The 13,625-nt window shown below is 44.1% G+C and carries 17 protein-coding genes; 5 read left to right on the plus strand and 12 right to left on the minus strand.

Features of this window, described 5'->3' with window-relative positions:
* Nucleotides 1-31 precede the first annotated feature (31 nt).
* Genes B0G85_RS03585 through B0G85_RS03605 form a run of 5 tightly spaced genes read right to left on the minus strand, consistent with a single transcriptional unit; the run spans nt 32 to nt 3,463 of the window.
* A complete protein-coding gene (locus tag B0G85_RS03585) occupies nt 32-688 on the minus strand; it encodes a cupin domain-containing protein (RefSeq protein ID WP_100379040.1) in 657 nt (218 codons plus the stop codon).
* A gap of 13 nt (nt 689-701) precedes the next feature.
* Nucleotides 702-1,460: a molybdate ABC transporter substrate-binding protein gene (gene modA / locus B0G85_RS03590; RefSeq protein WP_232725917.1), complete on the minus strand. Its 759-nt coding sequence runs from the start codon at nt 1,458-1,460 to the stop codon at nt 702-704.
* A 4-nt stretch (nt 1,461-1,464) separates the two neighbouring features.
* Nucleotides 1,465-2,169, minus strand: a complete 705-nt coding sequence (locus tag B0G85_RS03595; protein ID WP_100379041.1) for a DUF2461 domain-containing protein — start codon at nt 2,167-2,169, stop codon at nt 1,465-1,467.
* Entirely contained in the window at nt 2,166-2,834 is a 669-nt protein-coding gene (locus B0G85_RS03600; protein WP_100379042.1) for a DsbA family oxidoreductase, read from the minus strand. Before B0G85_RS03600 ends, B0G85_RS03595 begins: the two co-directional genes overlap by 4 nt.
* Nucleotides 2,835-2,836: 2 nt before the next feature.
* Nucleotides 2,837-3,463: a flavin reductase family protein gene (locus B0G85_RS03605; RefSeq protein ID WP_100379043.1), complete on the minus strand. Its 627-nt coding sequence runs from the start codon at nt 3,461-3,463 to the stop codon at nt 2,837-2,839.
* Nucleotides 3,464-3,623: 160 nt separating this feature from the next.
* Between B0G85_RS03605 and B0G85_RS03610 the strand changes: the two genes are divergently transcribed.
* The gene (locus tag B0G85_RS03610) at nt 3,624-4,403 is read left to right on the plus strand and encodes a hypothetical protein (RefSeq protein ID WP_100379044.1); all 780 of its coding nucleotides are present in this window, start codon (nt 3,624-3,626) and stop codon (nt 4,401-4,403) included.
* Here the strand turns inward: B0G85_RS03610 and B0G85_RS03615 are convergent.
* Complete coding sequence (locus B0G85_RS03615; RefSeq protein WP_100379045.1) at nt 4,384-4,947, minus strand: SRPBCC family protein; 564 nt, start codon at nt 4,945-4,947, stop codon at nt 4,384-4,386. The two genes, B0G85_RS03610 and B0G85_RS03615, sit on opposite strands and share 20 nt — an antisense overlap.
* A gap of 92 nt (nt 4,948-5,039) precedes the next feature.
* Entirely contained in the window at nt 5,040-5,642 is a 603-nt protein-coding gene (locus tag B0G85_RS03620; RefSeq protein WP_100379046.1) for a nitroreductase family protein, read from the minus strand.
* A gap of 150 nt (nt 5,643-5,792) precedes the next feature.
* On the opposite strand from B0G85_RS03620, the gene B0G85_RS03625 reads away from it, so the two are divergent.
* Nucleotides 5,793-6,662, plus strand: a complete 870-nt coding sequence (locus B0G85_RS03625) for an oxygenase MpaB family protein (RefSeq protein WP_100379047.1) — start codon at nt 5,793-5,795, stop codon at nt 6,660-6,662.
* Between the two features lie 37 nt (nt 6,663-6,699).
* On the opposite strand, the gene B0G85_RS03630 is transcribed toward B0G85_RS03625, so the two are convergent.
* Both B0G85_RS03630 and B0G85_RS03635 read right to left on the minus strand, forming a co-directional pair.
* Complete coding sequence (locus tag B0G85_RS03630; RefSeq protein WP_100379048.1) at nt 6,700-7,086, minus strand: DUF4149 domain-containing protein; 387 nt, start codon at nt 7,084-7,086, stop codon at nt 6,700-6,702.
* Nucleotides 7,087-7,094: 8 nt separating this feature from the next.
* Entirely contained in the window at nt 7,095-7,406 is a 312-nt protein-coding gene (locus B0G85_RS03635; RefSeq protein ID WP_157799271.1) for a hypothetical protein, read from the minus strand.
* A 172-nt stretch (nt 7,407-7,578) separates the two neighbouring features.
* Between B0G85_RS03635 and B0G85_RS03640 the strand changes: the two genes are divergently transcribed.
* From B0G85_RS03640 to senB, 3 genes are read left to right on the plus strand one after another with little or no spacing between them, the layout of a single operon-like run.
* Complete coding sequence (locus B0G85_RS03640) at nt 7,579-8,562, plus strand: NAD(P)/FAD-dependent oxidoreductase (protein WP_100379050.1); 984 nt, start codon at nt 7,579-7,581, stop codon at nt 8,560-8,562.
* Nucleotides 8,563-8,589: 27 nt separating this feature from the next.
* A complete protein-coding gene (locus tag B0G85_RS03645; RefSeq protein ID WP_100379051.1) occupies nt 8,590-10,017 on the plus strand; it encodes an exonuclease domain-containing protein in 1,428 nt (475 codons plus the stop codon).
* Between the two features lie 14 nt (nt 10,018-10,031).
* Nucleotides 10,032-11,042, plus strand: a complete 1,011-nt coding sequence (senB, locus tag B0G85_RS03650; protein WP_157799272.1) for a selenoneine biosynthesis selenosugar synthase SenB — start codon at nt 10,032-10,034, stop codon at nt 11,040-11,042.
* Here the strand turns inward: senB and egtD are convergent.
* The 3 genes from egtD to B0G85_RS03665 are packed head-to-tail and all read right to left on the minus strand — an operon-like array spanning nt 11,007 to nt 13,618.
* Complete coding sequence (egtD, locus tag B0G85_RS03655) at nt 11,007-11,930, minus strand: L-histidine N(alpha)-methyltransferase (protein WP_100379053.1); 924 nt, start codon at nt 11,928-11,930, stop codon at nt 11,007-11,009. The two genes, senB and egtD, sit on opposite strands and share 36 nt — an antisense overlap.
* A gap of 6 nt (nt 11,931-11,936) precedes the next feature.
* Nucleotides 11,937-12,779: a phosphonate ABC transporter, permease protein PhnE gene (phnE, locus tag B0G85_RS03660; protein WP_100379054.1), complete on the minus strand. Its 843-nt coding sequence runs from the start codon at nt 12,777-12,779 to the stop codon at nt 11,937-11,939.
* On the minus strand, nt 12,776-13,618 hold the full coding sequence (locus B0G85_RS03665) for a PhnE/PtxC family ABC transporter permease (protein WP_100379055.1): 843 nt from the start codon (nt 13,616-13,618) through the stop codon (nt 12,776-12,778). The genes phnE and B0G85_RS03665 overlap by 4 nt, the downstream gene beginning before the upstream one ends.
* Nucleotides 13,619-13,625 lie beyond the last annotated feature (7 nt).

The raw sequence follows: 13,625 nt of genomic DNA on the forward strand, positions 1-13,625 counted from the left end.
GAATGGTGAACAGGAAAGAAGCCTTAAACTTCTAGGACTGCATTAAATGCCCCGTTTTTACAAAGATCGTGCAGCCCTCTTTACTAAAAGGCTGATGCCTACTCATGTGCGGACTCCGAATCCAAGATCCAGTTGGATATCGTCCATGCTCATCTTCAAATACACCCTCCACCACAAAAATTTCTTCTCCACCAAAATGCTGATGAGGATTGAAATAGGTTTGCGGTGCCCACCTCACTAAAGTTGATCCAGATCCTTGTCGCATGAGCGGCATTACCGTCAAGCCCGGCACCATTCCCTGAAACCACTCAGCTGATTGAGTATCGAGCACCTCTCGCACTACCTGATCAACCCCTAAATGTCGTAACTTAACAAAAAGTATGCAGCCACTTTCGGTATATGGGGCATGCGCTGATCCCGGAGGATTCATGATGTAAGTACCAGCAGGGTAGTCCCCCATCTCATCACTCAAAATGCCATCCAATACCAATATCTCCTCACCAAGCTTATGCAGATGTAATGGAAAACGGGCACCAGGCTGATAGCGTACGATCGAAGTCGCTTTTGCCACTTCGTCACCAATACGATCTAACATTTTTCGCTCTACACCGGATTGGGGGCTTTTGGCCCACGGCAAATCATGATGATCAATCACTACTCGCTTGCTGTAATCACTATTGACATCCATTAATATCTCCTGTTCAGGGTAATACAAAACCATAACTAGACATCACTTGTCGCGCGGCAGGTTCCTGTAAATAGGTATAAAAAGTCTTCACGCCTGGAGTAGCACCCTTAAGCAAGACCATTTTTTGCCGCATCGGCCTATGTAGCTCCTCGGGAATCAGCGCAAAGTTTGAGAGTGGCTTTAGTTGTGGGGCCGACGCTAAAGATAAGGCAGAAATTCCAAAATCAGCAGCGCCTGTTAAAACATAAGTCGTTGCTTGAGAGATATTTTCACCATAGACTAGCTTGGGCTCAGCCATTTCCCATAAACCTAAAGATTGCAAGTACTCCTTACCAGCCCTGCCATAGGGTGCATGCTCAGGATTCGCGATGGCTATTTTCTTAGCCCGCTCAATGGCCTTGGTCAAATTTTCCTTATCGGCACTGATTCGAAAGGGGCTCTCTTTTTTCTGAATCAGAACAATTCTGCCGATTGCGTAAAGCTGACCGGCATCCTCAGTTTTACCTGCTTTGTATAACTGATGAATCATTTGCTCATCGGCAGACATCAACATTCCAAATGGCGCCCCGTTGATGGCCTGCTGAGTGAGAAGCCCCGATGAGCCAAAAATTAGCTTGATCGTATAGGAATGTGTTTTCTGAAAATTGACAGCGATGTGCTCTATAGCAAATTTCAAGTCTGAAGCGGCAGCTACGTTATCAGCTTGGGCTCGAGTAATGCCGTTAGCCATCACAAGTAAGACAAAGATAACAGCTTGAATCCAATATTTCATGGCATTACTCAGAAAATTTACTAATGGAGTGCCAACCAAAACTCAGCAATGGCAACAGATCTTTAGCGAAAATAGCTACCTCTTGAATTAATTCCGTTGAGCACACTACCTTTTTTGAAAGTGGTTTACGAATAATCCAGCTTTTCAGTTTGAGGGCATGCTCTATCTCGATAGGCGCATCTATAAATCCCCTGGGCACCCTTGCTAAGGCATCGGAATAGTCGAGCACATACCCTTTTTTATGAAGCGATTTCTCCAAGAGAAGCCAGGCTTTAGGGTTATCAAGGATCCCCATACGAAGCTTTTTAAGGACGTGTGGCTCTGGTTGCATATACCCCGCTGCCACCCTACTCCCCAATGGATCTAAGCGAAAATACAAAACACCAGGCGCATGTTTATCGCCCGTAATACTAAATAAGCCGCTGGCATGCATGTTGTATGGATGCTTCGCTTTTGAAAAACGTGCATCACGATTAATTCGAAATAAGGATCTTTTAGGATCGCCCCATAGAGGAATATCTTTAGTCCTCAGAAAATCAGAAAGCGTCACCGTAAATTCCCGCAGAGGATCGCGCACATAATCCTCATACTCAGAGCGGTGCTCATTAAACCAAAGACGGTTTTGATTATCTGTCAACGCCTCTAAAAAGGTAAACGCCTTTGGACTAAAGCCCTCAAATAATGGCTTATTTTGAGCGGCTGTTTTCATGAAGAGTGTGCTGAGTCGCTTAGTATTTTTTCTATCGCATTTTGATATGACTCGACAGACTGCGCTCCTGAAATCAACGATTGATTGTTGAAAATCACTGCTGGCACCGCTGAAATACCAGCCTGAGTGTATTCACGCTCGAGAGCCTTCACTTCGTCAACATATTGATTGCTCTGAATAATCTCCCGTGCTGCTACCCGATCCAACCCGGCCCGGTCCACTGCATTAAGCAATGTATTTATCTCGTCCATATCGCTAGCATCCTCAAAATATGCCTTGAGTAATTGATGCTTCAACTGATGCTGAGCACCAGAGCCTTTCTCAAGCAATGCCCAGTACAGCAATCGATGACAGTTAAAAGTGTTGTAAACACGCTTGCGCCCCTCTGGATGAAAATCATACCCAGCAGTTTTTGCTCTAGCGCGAATGTTCGCCTGATTTGCTTTTACTTGCGCCTCATCCATTCCATATTTTTGCGTCAAATGCTCAATCGCATCCTGGCCTCCGACTGGCATGGAGGGGTTTAACTCAAAAGGCTGAAACTCCAGATTAATTTTCTCTCGAATTCCCAGCGCGTCGATGGCTTGCATCAGATTACCAATCCCAACCGCACACCAAGGACAGGCAATATCGGAAACAACATCAATTTTAAGATTTGTAACCATATTTAGATTGATTTAGGTCTAGTCATTTTAAATAGCTGCTCTTGGCCTACGGTGAAGTAATCTGCTGGACCACCCCCTCTTAAAATATGGCCAGCGCTAGCAGTGTCATAGATACCACCCTTTAGAAACGCTTCATCAATATGAATATTTAGCACCTCCCCCAATATTAGCCAGCTTTGTACTTTTTGCTTGTCTAGACCTTCGAGTTGAATAATTTGTGTTGCCCTGCACTCAAAGCTCACAGGACTTAATGCCACTCTAGGGACTGATAAGATGGTGGAAGCCACAGTATCTAAGCCCGCCAATACAAATTCATTCACGTCAGGACCCACGCTGGTACAAGTCGTATTCATTTGTTCAGCCAAGGACTTGGTGACTAAATTCCAAACAAACTCTCCATTCTCTTCAATGTTTCTTAGGCTATCTTTATGGCCAATACTAGAAAAACCGATAATGGGAGGAACATAATTAAAAGCATTAAAAAAGCTGTATGGGGCAAGATTGCAGATTCCTGCATTACTTTTTGTCGAGATCCAACCTATCGGTCTTGGGCCCACAATGGCATTAAAAGGATCATGTGCCAAGCCGTGACCATTTTTGGGTTCGTAACTATAAAATCTGGAATGCATACAATTGACCCTTGGTGCTTTTTTTGCCGTTATAAATACTGAGTTGGTTTACCTCAAATCATAACAATAGAAATCCATCTACATACTTTTAGCTCATAAAAACAGGCTTATAAAAGCAGAGGGTGACTTAAAATAGAATGAAATACCTAAGTTAAAACCAATGATCTCCCAAAAAAAACCAAGCGTCGTGATCGTCGTAGGCAGCGCACCAGATGCCTCACGCTATACCCTATGGGATAAGTCGACACACACCATTGCCGTTATTAACAATGCGTGGCGTATTCGATCGGACTGGGATTATTTGGTATTTCCTGAAGACTTTCCCCCGGAAAATGCTCCAACAATCATTCAAGCAAGCCAGCGTCTGATTGTTGCCAAAGACTTTGTGCCCACCCAAAATGCCTATGGCGGTTTTGTCTATGGCGGTGGAACGATGGCCTATACAGCAGCCTATTGGGTCTTAGGGGCCCTTAAACCAGATGTAATGGCCTTCATTGGCTGCGATATGGTTTATCCAAGTGATGGTAGTCAAACGCATTTTTATGGCAATGGCGCGCCTGATCCATTAAGAGATGATGTGACCTTGCAGTCTCTCGAGGCTAAATCGAACCGACTATTAGCTCTAGCAGTGGGGCAGCAATGTCTTTGCGTCAACCTGAGTGATCAACCCGCTTCAAGGCTGATGTTTCCTCGCATGTCGATTGATCAACTACAGGCCCTTACTGAGCAGGACTTTAATCAACACCTCAAAAATCTTCAAGATCAACTTGATCAGCAACACATACAAGCGGCATTAGCCTCTGAAGAAAAATTAGGCTACTTTGTTGAGTCTGGACGCTACTGGGAAGAGGCGCACTTACTATCTCGCGTTGAACTTGCCAAAATCGATGATCAGTGGATGGCAGTACAACCCAAGCAGCCTACTTACAAGACAGGATAGACTTTTGAGCAAATTGGTAGGCATTTTCTGCCATTTTTTCGAAGCGTGACTGAATGCTATTTTCAATAAAGTACTCGATCACAATATTTGGCATCACAGAATTAGGCTCGACTAAGCTCTGATATTGAAAGAGGATCTTCTTTCCTTCGTCCGTAAGGCGCCATGTTCCTTTATAAAAATTGTTATCGCCGCTGATTTGCTCAAAATCTAAACCACGATTTGGTAACTCTGAATACTCAACTACCGATCGTATATTGATAGGAATAAAGAGGATCCTCTCTTGGACTAGCCTCTCCACCTGAACCTTACTTCTCGCCCTAGAAATTACCTTAGACTCAATAATGCCCGGGATATTTCTAGCGCCATCATAGTCAGTCAAAAATTGATAAGCAGCACATAAGGAGATAGGCAAACGATAAGATGCTTGCACTTTCAGATTTTTTCCCACCCTTGATACATCAACATCCACGTCAAAAGAACTAGAGGTCGATTGGGCTAAATCCGAAAAGTGGATCAAGACCAGAAGAGATAGGAGCCATTTCATAGAATGATTTTACGGCCAACCCAGAAAAATATAAATAAAAAATATAAGAAAATAGCTGACCAAGATCAGCTATTTTTTCTTAGAATCTTAAATTAGAAATGATTTTCTATCAGCATTTCAGTCTTGGAAATAAACCCTGGCTTAGGCCATGCAGACTGAATTCCCTTGCCAACGACGAGCATTGCGCCCACGGCATAGTTTTTTGGTAGCTTGATGATTTGCCCTACCTTATCAGAGTCAAAGCCAATCATGGGGCAAGAGTCATATCCCATTGCTTTTGCAGATAACATCATGGTTTGCAGCAATATACCCACAGAACGCATTGCCTCATCACGCTGGAGCTGCTCATTACCTGCATAAAATGGATTAATCCAAGGCACCAAAATATCTTGCGCCTCTTTAGGTGCATTAACCCAATATCGTTGCGGATCTTTTTCCCAGGCCTTCAAATCAGTACAGACAACGAACAATAAAGAGCCATCTGTTACTTGGGCTTGATCATGAGCCGCTGCACGCAATTGCATTCTGATTTTAGGATCTGTGACATTCACTAGTCTCCAGTGCTGGATATTAAAAGACGACGGGGATTGCATTGCTAAGTCAATTAATTGCTCTAGCTCTTCCTTTGGGATCGTAAATGCCGGGTCATAGTGCTTCACTGCCCGTCTTGCGCGAATTGCGTCCAGTGTATTCATAATCTTGGTCCTTAATGAGGGTAAAGGGTCACGATAGCATGTATGGCTCATTGAGACCTCAGGTTCAGGCGGGGATTTATGTGGGAACACACAACAAAACGCATTCCAGCCTAAACTGCGGTCTATTAAACTACTATTGCGTTGTCAACCATGATTGAAGAATCCATCCGCAAAGCCATTCGTGAAATGGTTGGGGGCAGCAAGGGTCCGCCGGTAGCTTTTTTAGAGCCAGCAGGTGACCGAGGTCTATTTGGCCCCGAATCCATGTCCTGGGAAATTCATGCAGATTTTATGTCCATGATGATTGGCGGCATTAGCTCCTTAATTTTGCAGGCGCTTCACCCGGGAGCGCTTGGTGGAGTCTGGGATCACTCTACCTTTAGAGAGGATCTTAAGGGACGCCTAGGTCGAACTGCATTCTTTATTGCTGCTACAACATACGGGCCAGTATCGATGGCTGAAAGTATCATCGCTAAAGTTAATCAGATTCATCAGAAGGTGCAGGGCATAGATGAGTATGGAAAGCCCTATAGCGCAACTGATCCCCACCTATTGGCCTGGGTACATAGCACTGAAACCAGTAGTTTTTTAAGCTCCTACTTAACACATAAAAATCGCAATATCAGCATACGCCAAGAGGATCAATATTTTGATGAGATGACTTTATTAGCCGCTAAATTGGGCACCCCTGGTTTACCAAAGACAAAAATAGAAACACTGCATCTCATTCGCCAATATAAATCGGAGCTTCATTACGGGGAGCGGGCCAAGAGTATCGTTCAGCTACTAGACCACTTTCCAGCAAGCTTGCCCACTAAACCGTTCGTTAAGCTCATTACTGAGGCGGGCTTTGCCAATCTTCCTGATTGGGCCTTTGCGTTTATTGAGCGAAAAAAACCTTCAGCACTACAAAGAGTGGCCATCAATACTGCGGTCGCCATGATTGCTAAACCAGTCCGAATGGCTTTAAAGGATGGTGTGGCAGCTCACAGCCATAGAAGAATTGATGGGAAAGGTTAATCTTTACAGAGAAAAGCAGCGGGGCTAGGTCTCATTTTTATTCGTAGAGCAATACGTAGATAAAAATACCAAACTGAATCAAATTAACCAACACACTCAGGCCATGAAGGAGTCCAAAGTACTTCTTATTCCCCGAGTCAGCGGCGCGATTAATCGCCGGCATCAATATTAACAGTGCGAACAAAAATAAAACTGTACACAAAATCAAAAGAAGGGTGTTCACATTTCCCTCAATCAAATAGGCAGACAGCAAGCTAAAAAGGCCTAGAAAAATATAATATTTTGGAAAAAAAGCCCTGACATACTTACTTGACCATTCTTGAGGCAGCACCTTAAATACCGTAGGCGCAACGGCAACAGTAAAAAATAACATGATGCCCAGCATTCCAGCAACGATATACAAACTCAGTAAATTTGAACTCATGCTATTCCCTAAGCTTTCATTTTGGCATCATTGACCATGCATACTTTTTCGGCTGATTGTTGAGCCTCTTTAAACCGGCTTGATTTATTATCCCAGCCATTCATTTTCAACTCATTTAACTGACGATTGTTGAGCTTATCGGAAACTGCTTTGGCTACACATGCGCAATAGGGCTGAAAATCTTTTTCCACAAGGGATTTGTTCAGATTGCTATGCGCCTTGACTTGCTCTCTTTGGCAGGCTTGAATCAAGTCTGAGGGTAGATCTGCAAAGACAGGCGAAGAGAGCATCGCTAGAGTAAGAAAAAGAAATCGGATCATATTTTTTGAGCGCTTAAGTATTCACAACACTACGAGATATCAATATAGTCTTTTATTGAAAATTGTGCAGCTAGAAACACCCCTCCTTTTAGAGGAATAGAGATCCCTGTGCCAAGCAGGCAAGACCCAAAGGGATTAAAATATAGCTCAATTTAATGAATTATCCTTTTTAATGAAATCTCTCAAAGTTGGCATCATCGGCGCTGGCATCGCAGGACTCTCTTGCGCCCATCAACTCACACTAGCAGGACATAAAGTAGTCATCTTCGATAAGAGTCATGGTGTGGGTGGACGCATGAGCCACCGCAATTACGAAAAATGGGGCGCCGATCATGGAGCTCAATACTTCACTGCAAAAGATCCTCTTTTTGCTGAAGAGGTACAGCGGTGGATTCAGGCTGGAGTTGCTAGTCCCTGGCTGGGCAAGATCGTCAGCTACACCCACGGTCAGATTGTAGACTCAGATCCCACCAAAAAAAGATACGTTGGCGTGCCAGAAATGAGCTCCCCCGCCAAGTATCTAGCAAAGAATGTTGTACTTGAACTTTCTCAGACTATTACGGAAATTACCAAAATAAATGGTTATTGGGAAGTCTCCTCAAAAGAATCTGGTGTACTACCTCACCAGTTTGACTTTTTGATCTGCGCCACTCCTCCAGCCCAAGCGAAGAACCTCATTGGAAAAAACTCACAGAACCTTCAAGTGATGTGCAGTGAAGTTCAGATGCAGCCCTGTTGGACTTTTTTAGCTTACCTTAGAAATCCCTTAACGCTTGATTTTGATGGTGCTTTTATCAATGACCATATTTTCTCTTGGATCGCTAGGGATAATACGAAACCTGAACGCTCAAGATACGAAACATGGGTAGCCCAGGCTAACCCTGCTTGGTCTGAAGAGCATCTTGACCTCAGTCACTATGAAGTAGAGCCTTTATTAATAGAGGCCTTCCAAAACTTAACGGGCGCTGAATGTGATTTATATCAAACACATTTATGGCGTTACGCTAAATTAGAAAATGAAAGCCAGTCAAACTATGGCTTAGATACACAAAATCAACTCGCACTCTGTGGTGACTGGTTAAGAACGTCCACAGTAGAGGGGGCATGGATGAGTGGCTTTCATCTGGCTAAGGTTTTGAATCGAATGTATTCTTAAGGCGTATGTCAGCGCCCTTTTCTAATAATGAAAACCCTATCCGATGATTTTCCAGAACTTGCTTTTGTTGATATAGAAACAACCGGGTCTAATTTTGAGCGGGATCGCATCACGGAAGTTGGAATCGTCACACTACACAAGGGCGAAATAGATGTTTGGGAACAGCTCATAAATCCAGAAACATGTATTCCAAGCAATATTCAAGCGCTCACCGGTATCCGACCTGATATGGTGGCTAATGCTCCAAACTTTGAAGAAATCAGTCGCGCATTATCTAAAAAATTAGAGGGGAAGATTTTTGTTGCCCACAATGCCCGCTTTGACTATGGATTCTTAAAAGCATCCTTCAAGCGGGTGGGAATTGACTTCAAACCCAAAGTACTATGTACCGTCAAGTTATCCCGTAAGCTTTTTCCAAATCAAGTAAGGCATAACTTAGATACCCTAATTCAGGCGCATCAACTCAAAGTGAGTAGCCGTCACCGCGCCCTAGGAGATGCTGATTTATTACTGCAGTTTTGGAATTGCTGTATCAGCAAATTAGGCTCAGAAGAGCTCTATGCTGCCGCTCAATCTTTATTGGGAAACTCAAGCCTACCGAGCCATATTGATCCAGATCTCATGAATCTGCTACCTGAAAAACCTGGGGTCTATATTTTTTATGGTGAAAATAAAATGCCAATTTATATTGGCAAAAGTATTTCGATTCGCACCCGTGTATTAAGCCATTTTCAAAGCGCCCTTTCTAAGCGAAAGGAAATGAACTTAGCCATGCAAGTAAGGGACATTGACTGGATTGAAACAGCCGGCGAAATTGGCGCTCTATTACTAGAATCTAAGCTGATTAAGCAGCGATTGCCCACACTAAATGTCAAATTAAGAAGATCTAAGGATTTATGTGCCTGGCAATTAACGACTAATTCTGCTGGCGTCCTCATTCCAGAGTTGGTAACCCACCATCAACTGAAGCCCGGAAGGCAAGATAATCTATTTGGACTTTTTTACAGTCGGCGTGAGGCAAAAATAATGCTTAGTTCGATAGCTGAACGAAATCACTTATGCCTTGGTCTGCTAGGTCTTGAAAAACTCACAAAAGATCAACCCTGCTTTGGATACCAAGTAAAAAAATGCCAGGGTGCCTGTATTGCCAAAGAGTCGTATGAATTACACAACATTAAACTTACTACGGTTCTTGAGAAATTTAAGGTAGCCCACTGGACTTTTAAGGGACCAATCGGCATCCAAGAGGGAAACGTGGTTCATATCATTGATCACTGGTGCTATTTAGGTACCGCCATGAATGAAGAGGAAATTGCAGAATTATTAGAATCTGGTGAACCTGAGTTTGATCTGGACATCTATAAGCTGATTCAGAAAAGCTTACGCACTATTACTAAATCTAGAGTATTTGAGCTCACTTCTAAACTTCATCAAAGACAAGCTGAATTGGGGTAGGTAAGATGGTAGCGATGACTATAAAACCCTCCTCCTCCCGAAACAAGATCAAAATTAATATCGTGACTCCTGCTCCGGTAGGCAGCCTACATGGCAATCGCATTACTGCTCAGCGTTGGGATAGATTTTTAAAGAAATTAGGCTACTCATCTCGAATAACTGAGTCATGGGCTCAAGGCGATACAGACCTTCTCATTGCACTACATGCTTATCGAAGCCATGACTCCATTTTGCGCTTTAAGCAAAAGTACCCTCATAAGCCTGTCATTTTGATGATGACAGGGACTGATCTTTATCGAGATATCAAACAACATCCCGAGGTACTGATCTCAATGCAGCTGGCGGATAAGATCGTATTACTCCAGTCGGCCGCTATGGAAATCATCCCTAAGGCACTACAGAAGAAGGTGCATGTCATTTATCAATCAGTGAAGGCAATTTCGCGTAAGCCCCTCTTAAAGCGGTGTTTTCTGGTTAGTGTTATCGGTCATCTACGCCCAGAGAAAGATCCTTTTTGCACCGCACGCTGTCTTGCAGAGCTTCCCTCTGAGAGCGTTATTCGCGTTCAGCACTTAGGTAAAGCCATGAGTCCCGATATGCGGCAGATGGCAATCAGATATCAAGCTAAACTCCCCCGTTATGAATGGCTGGATGAAGTGAGTCATGCCCAAGCATTGCAGAGGCTGGCGCGCAGTCATCTCATGGTAATTACCAGCCTCATGGAGGGGGGAGCTCATGTTGTATCCGAAGCGATTGCAATTGGGGTACCGGTAGTTGCCTCTGACATTCCTGGAAATCGGGGGCTACTAGGTGAGTCTTATTCTGCTTACTTCCCTGTGGGTGATGAAAAAGCTTTAGCTGCTTTACTTCATCGAGCTGAAACTGAGCCTCGGTTTTATCGATCCCTAGAAAAACAGATTCATGCACGCCAAAGCTTAATAAAGCCCGCTTTTGAAATGCGCTCTATCCAATCTTTAGTAAATTCCGTCTTACTGAGCACTGGCATAACACACCAAAAAGTGTGAGTTTGAATCAGTCCAAGTCTGCGCACTCTTAAAGCCTGCGTCCAGCAGCATCTGCGTAAAATTGGCAATCGTATATTTGTAGCTATTTTCCGTATGAATAAGCGCGTCCTTCTGAAATGACTGCTTCCCACTGGGCCAAGATACCTGGACATCACGTACGGCACGTAAGTACATCTCAATGCGTGAAAGAGATTCATTAAATATAGCGTGGTGCTCCCAATCGCGTACATCAAAGTTAGCATTAATCAATCGATTAATGTGAAGCAATGCATTGAGATTAAAGGCTGAGGTTACTCCAAGAGAGTCGTTATAAGCACGATGCAGCACCTCCCGATCTTTGATCAGATCCACACCAATTAACAGGCCACCAGCACCTTGACATACCTTAGCGATATTCTCAAAAAATCGTTTTGCACTCTCAGTATCAAAATTACCAATAGACGACCCTGGATAAAAGAATGTTTTACGCTGATTGATGAGATCCGGAAAATCCAAAGGCTGAATTAAGTCAAAGGCCTGTGCCTGCATCTCAATCATCGGAAACCGTTTTTGCAAATCTGCCACCGCAGACTCTAAAAACGCTTTAGAAATATCGAGTGCCCGATACTGTTTTGGCTTGATTGAATCAAATAACGCGCTGGCTTTTGCGCAATTGCCTGCACCGAGGTCTAGCAGCACATCGCACTGACCAACGGCAAGGGCAATTGCCTGACTATTGGCCTCCATAATAGACTTCTCAGTACGGCTTGGGTAATACTCATCCAACAAGGTAATCACCTCAAACAAGCGAGAGCCAATATCGTCATAAAAAAACTTAGGAGAAATCGATGGCGTACTTGCCTGCAGTCCAGAGATAATTTCTTGAGTGGTGTCTGAAGCCTGAGTCATGATTTATTAACCTAAGTTATGCATTTGTATTCGGCGTAATCGATTGCTGATGGCGTCCACTAAAAAAACTAGTAGCAACATAGCAATAATTACAGTGGAGGCTTTTGGTTCACGCAGCAAAGATAATTCATAAAACAGCATTTGCCCTAAACCACCGGCCCCAACAAACCCTAAAATCGTCGCCATTCGGATATTCATTTCCCAACGATAAAGGCTATAGGATAGGAGTTGTGGTGCTATGCCTGGGAAGGTGGCGTATAAGAAAGCGTCTATGGGCCCTGCGCCGCTGAGGGTTAATGCATTACTGGCGGCAGGCGGATAATTCTCTAAAGTCTCGCCAAATAAACGCCCAAGCACCCCGGTAGTATGTAAAGTCAGGGCAAGTGTTCCAGCAAACGGACCAAGCCCTACTGCCAACACCATTAAAACTGCCCAAACTAGTTCTGGCACAGAACGTAAAAAATTACACATAAAACGAGCGACAACTTTCGCGGGCAAACCAAAGCGCCCCGCCACTGGTAATGCTAGGCCGATACTCAGTACAGCAGCGGTCAGGGTAGCTAAGGCAGAAATAGCAATGGTTTCTAAAAAACCGGCACCAATTTTCCTCAAGAAATCATCACTAAGGTCTGGTGGGAAAAATCGCCCCACAAACCCAAATAGGCTACTCAATGCCTCACTGGTAAATAAAGCAGCAGGATTAAGCGAGAGATACATAAAACTCAGTACAGTTAAGCCCAAGATGAGGCCCAAGGTAATCAGGCATCGGATGCAATACAGACGGGCAGGCTCAGTGCCAATTGAATGGATGACAGTTTTGATCGCTTCACTATTGGCCTGTATCTTCATTCGAGCTGCTTTCGAATGAACAAGCTAATATAGTCAGCCAAAAGAACAAGGCCAAGAAACACTATCAGGATGGTGGAGACCTCACCACCGTTGAGCATCTTCATCGACTGATCCATCAGCTGCCCAAGACCGCCCGCTCCCACAAAACCCATAATGACGGACGCCCTGACGGCACACTCCCAACGATAAACCGTGTAAGAAGCTAATTCCTGCGCACAGCCTGGCAACATTCCATAAAAGAAGGCCGCTAAGCGACCCCCACCAGCTAGTAAGATCGCCCTTGCTGGCAAAGTATTACCTGACTCTAAAATCTCAGAGTAGACCTTAGCCAACATACCGCCATAAGTAATGGCAATAGCAAGCACCCCTGCAATGGGGCCCAGTCCAAAAATTCTTACTAACAATAAGGCCCAAACAATCTCGGGAATTCCCCGTAACACCAACATCAAAAAGCGAGCAAGCCAGCGAACACTTTGCGCAAAAGGATGATACGAGGCAGGGCCAATTCTAGAAATGGATAGGCTATAAGAAATAATCAGTCCTAAAGGTGCCGCTATTACTAACGCTAAAGCGATACCTGCTGTCGCCATTGCTAAGGTTTGGATCGTTGCCGTCAACACCAATTCCAAAAAATCTACCTGTAGATTGGGCGGAAAGAATTGAATTAGAAAATCACCAAACACCCGAATATTATTGGGGTCCAGCAACAACAAGGGATTGAACTGTGCCAACTGCAGCAGAGGCCACAACAAGCAGAGTCCCAAGACTATTCCCAAAAGGCGATAGGGGGCAGCAGGATCAAGGGTGCCTAGGTAAGATCGAGTTACTGTGGTCGCCATATTGCAG

It is taken from the genome of Polynucleobacter brandtiae (assembly GCF_002797575.1).
GTDB lineage: Bacteria > Pseudomonadota > Gammaproteobacteria > Burkholderiales > Burkholderiaceae > Polynucleobacter > Polynucleobacter brandtiae.

Bases quoted from the DNA above. Each gene is read 5' to 3' on its own strand.
- B0G85_RS03665 (WP_100379055.1), bottom strand. From the start codon at position 13,618: ATGGCGACCACAGTAACTCGATCTTACCTAGGCACCCTTGATCCTGCT.
- B0G85_RS03585 (WP_100379040.1), bottom strand. From the start codon at position 688: ATGGATGTCAATAGTGATTACAGCAAGCGAGTAGTGATTGATCATCAT.
- B0G85_RS03635 (WP_157799271.1), bottom strand. From the start codon at position 7,406: ATGATCCGATTTCTTTTTCTTACTCTAGCGATGCTCTCTTCGCCTGTC.
- B0G85_RS03645 (WP_100379051.1), top strand. From the start codon at position 8,590: ATGAAAACCCTATCCGATGATTTTCCAGAACTTGCTTTTGTTGATATA.
- B0G85_RS03615 (WP_100379045.1), bottom strand. From the start codon at position 4,947: ATGAAATGGCTCCTATCTCTTCTGGTCTTGATCCACTTTTCGGATTTA.
- egtD (WP_100379053.1), bottom strand. From the start codon at position 11,930: ATGACTCAGGCTTCAGACACCACTCAAGAAATTATCTCTGGACTGCAG.
- phnE (WP_100379054.1), bottom strand. From the start codon at position 12,779: ATGAAGATACAGGCCAATAGTGAAGCGATCAAAACTGTCATCCATTCA.
- B0G85_RS03625 (WP_100379047.1), top strand. From the start codon at position 5,793: ATGATTGAAGAATCCATCCGCAAAGCCATTCGTGAAATGGTTGGGGGC.
- B0G85_RS03600 (WP_100379042.1), bottom strand. From the start codon at position 2,834: ATGGTTACAAATCTTAAAATTGATGTTGTTTCCGATATTGCCTGTCCT.
- senB (WP_157799272.1), top strand. From the start codon at position 10,032: ATGACTATAAAACCCTCCTCCTCCCGAAACAAGATCAAAATTAATATC.
- B0G85_RS03620 (WP_100379046.1), bottom strand. From the start codon at position 5,642: ATGAATACACTGGACGCAATTCGCGCAAGACGGGCAGTGAAGCACTAT.
- B0G85_RS03605 (WP_100379043.1), bottom strand. From the start codon at position 3,463: ATGCATTCCAGATTTTATAGTTACGAACCCAAAAATGGTCACGGCTTG.
- B0G85_RS03630 (WP_100379048.1), bottom strand. From the start codon at position 7,086: ATGAGTTCAAATTTACTGAGTTTGTATATCGTTGCTGGAATGCTGGGC.
- B0G85_RS03595 (WP_100379041.1), bottom strand. From the start codon at position 2,169: ATGAAAACAGCCGCTCAAAATAAGCCATTATTTGAGGGCTTTAGTCCA.
- B0G85_RS03610 (WP_100379044.1), top strand. From the start codon at position 3,624: ATGATCTCCCAAAAAAAACCAAGCGTCGTGATCGTCGTAGGCAGCGCA.
- modA (WP_232725917.1), bottom strand. From the start codon at position 1,460: ATGAAATATTGGATTCAAGCTGTTATCTTTGTCTTACTTGTGATGGCT.
- B0G85_RS03640 (WP_100379050.1), top strand. From the start codon at position 7,579: ATGAAATCTCTCAAAGTTGGCATCATCGGCGCTGGCATCGCAGGACTC.